General features: G+C 69.7%; 3 protein-coding genes. 1 reads left to right on the forward strand and 2 read right to left on the reverse strand.

Features of this window, described 5'->3' with window-relative positions; genetic code table 11:
- Positions 1–88: 88 nt before the first annotated feature.
- Positions 89–805, reverse strand: a complete 717-nt coding sequence (locus tag ACFWV8_RS29435) for a lysophospholipid acyltransferase family protein (protein ID WP_329390834.1) — start codon at positions 803–805, stop codon at positions 89–91.
- A 159-nt stretch (positions 806–964) separates the two neighbouring features.
- Positions 965–1,735: an alpha/beta fold hydrolase gene (locus ACFWV8_RS29440; RefSeq protein ID WP_329390836.1), complete on the reverse strand. Its 771-nt coding sequence runs from the start codon at positions 1,733–1,735 to the stop codon at positions 965–967.
- Positions 1,736–2,025: 290 nt separating this feature from the next.
- Here ACFWV8_RS29440 and ACFWV8_RS29445 point away from each other — a divergent pair, with 290 nt between their 5' ends.
- The gene (locus tag ACFWV8_RS29445; protein ID WP_384210510.1) at positions 2,026–2,325 is read left to right on the forward strand and encodes an acyl-CoA carboxylase subunit epsilon; all 300 of its coding nucleotides are present in this window, start codon (positions 2,026–2,028) and stop codon (positions 2,323–2,325) included.
- Positions 2,326–2,498 lie beyond the last annotated feature (173 nt).

Below are 2,498 nucleotides of genomic sequence, written 5' to 3' on the forward strand. Positions count from 1 at the left end.
GATCACATGGGCCCAACCGGCCGGGGGGGGGGGGGGCGCGGCGGGGGGGGGGCCGCCCCCCCCTCTCGCGTCACCGGGCGCGCGGCGATCAGCGGCGCAGGCGCGGGAACTTCTTTCCCGGTGCCCGCTGGGCCTCCTCGGCCTTCACGTCGGCGGCGTACCGGTCCACGTACTCCTGCCCGGACAGCCCGAGGATCGCGTACATGATCTCGTCGGTCACGGCGCGGACCGCGGCCTTCTGGTTCTCCAGACCCGCGTAGCGCGAGAAGTCCAGCGGCTCACCGAAGCGGATCGTGACCCGCTTGATGCTGGGGATCTTCTGGCCGGGCGGCTGGATCTCGAACGTACCCACCATCGCGCACGGCACCACCGGGACCTGTGCCCTGATGGCCATCACCGCGACACCGACCTTGCCCTTGTAGAGCCGACCGTCGTGCGAGCGCGTGCCCTCCGGGTAGATCCCCAGCAACTCGCCCTTGCCGAGCACCCCGAGCCCTTCCCGGATCGCCGCCTGGCCGGCTTCCTTGCCTGACCGGTCGACCGGGATCTGGCCGACGCCGCGGAAGAAACCGGCGGTGAGGCGGCCCTTGATGCCCGGCCCGGTGAAGTACTCGGCCTTCGCGAGAAACGTGATCCGCCGCCGGATGATCGCGGGCATCAGGAAGTGGTCGGAGAACGAGAGATGGTTGCCCGCGAGGATCGCGGCGCCGTCCGCCGGTATGTGTTCGAGCCCTTCGATGCGCGGCCGGAAGAGCAGTCGCAGCAGGGGGCCCAACAGCACGTACTTCAGTACGTAGTAGAACACGGCGTTTCTCCCACTCTGCCGGACCGGCTGCGTCGATGTCCGCCTGATCACAGCACACAGGCGAGAGGTGAGTCGATCCGTGGGCGGTGGTCGTATCCGGTTCGGATCGGGTTCCGGTCCGGATCCGGCCCACCACCCCCGACGGCAGCGGCGGTGCGCTCAGGCGCGGGGCGGGGCGGGCACGATCAGCTGCGAGATCGCGGAGATGACCTCGGCGGGGCGCGCCGTCAGATAGAAGTGGTCGCCCTGGAAGACGCGCATCGTGAACTCGCCCGTGGTGTGGTCGCGCCAGCTGCCCGCCTCGTCCAGTGTGCTCAACGGGTCGGCGTCGCCCACGAAGACATGGACCGGGCAGGCGACCTGCGGGGTGCCGGCCGGCCGGTAGGTCTCGATGGCGCGGTAGTCGGCCCGCAGGGCGGGCATGATCAGACGGTGCGTGTCGGGATCGTCGAAGACGGTCGCGTCGGTGCCGCTGAGCGCCTGGACGTTGGCGATGATCGCCGCGTCGCCCTGGCGGTGCAGGGTCTCGTCACGGTACCGGGACGGCGCGCGCCGACCGGACAGGATGATTCCGAGGGGCGACCGGTCCAGCTCCCGTTCCATCAGCCGGGCCACCTCGAAGGCGACGGCGGCGCCCATGCTGTGGCCGAAGAGCCAGGTCCGGTCCAGGTCCTCCAGCGGGAGTTCACGGAAGATCGCGGCGGCGAGGTTCTCCACATTGCCGATGGCCGGTTCCGCGTAACGGTCCTGACGCCCGGGGTACTGGACGGCGAGGACCTCGACCTGCCCGGAGAGCGCCCGGGAGACAGGGAAGTAGTAGCTCGCCGCACCGCCCGCGTGGGGGAAGCAGATCATCCGGGGGGACGTCCGGTCGGCCGGATGAAACTCCCGGATCCAGTTCGACGCGTTGTTGCTGGATATGGCGGCCATCAATCAAGTTCCTCGGATCGGTCCGACTGAAGCCTCTGCCTCAGGCTGAGTTCAGCGTTCATGTGCGCGCGGGCGCGTGGCGACCCCTGCCGGCCCCTATCGACTTAGGGGTAGGGGTGGGGGAATTAGGGGGTCGATCCGCTGGAAGGGCGGTGCGGTAGGACCCTTCAATGAAAGTGACGGTAGCCGACAGTTGGCCCGCCCCTGGTGCCCGCCGTCGCGCGCCAGGCGTACGACGGTACCCGCATCGCCGTGGAAATGCCGTCTCCGGCGAACGGGAGAAAGCACGGATGCAGCTGTTCTCGGAGCACCGGAGGGAAATGATGCAGCCCAACCATGTGGCCGGCCCGCGAGTACACGAACCCGTCGCCCTGACGTCGGCCGAACAGCTTGTGCGCGTCGTCAGAGGCGCACCCGGGGAGATGGAACTCGCCGCGCTGCTCGCGGTGTTGTCCACCCTGACCGGTACACGCGAGCAGGCCGTCGCGTCCTCCGCCGCCAGGCAGCGGCGCAAGTCCCGCTGGGGCGAGGTCCGTTACACGGCGCCGGGCGCCTGGACGGCCGGCCGTGAAAGGGAATGGCGGCACTAGGCCCTGTCCGGCGGATCTTCGTGGATCAGCCCGGGGCGCCTGGTGCGGTGCATCGCAAGGCGGAGGATCGGGCTCGTACTGGACATACTTGGCCGACTCCGACAACGCGGCGAGGTGCCGTGCCGGGCGTTCCGGGCCCGCGAAGATCCGCCGGACAGGGCCTGGGTCCTGTC

The sequence above is a fragment of the Streptomyces sp. NPDC058665 genome (genome assembly GCF_042714995.1).
Lineage (GTDB): Bacteria > Actinomycetota > Actinomycetes > Streptomycetales > Streptomycetaceae > Streptomyces.

Bases quoted from the DNA above. Each gene is read 5' to 3' on its own strand.
- ACFWV8_RS29440 (WP_329390836.1), bottom strand. From the start codon at position 1,735: ATGGCCGCCATATCCAGCAACAACGCGTCGAACTGGATCCGGGAGTTT.
- ACFWV8_RS29445 (WP_384210510.1), top strand. From the start codon at position 2,026: ATGCAGCTGTTCTCGGAGCACCGGAGGGAAATGATGCAGCCCAACCAT.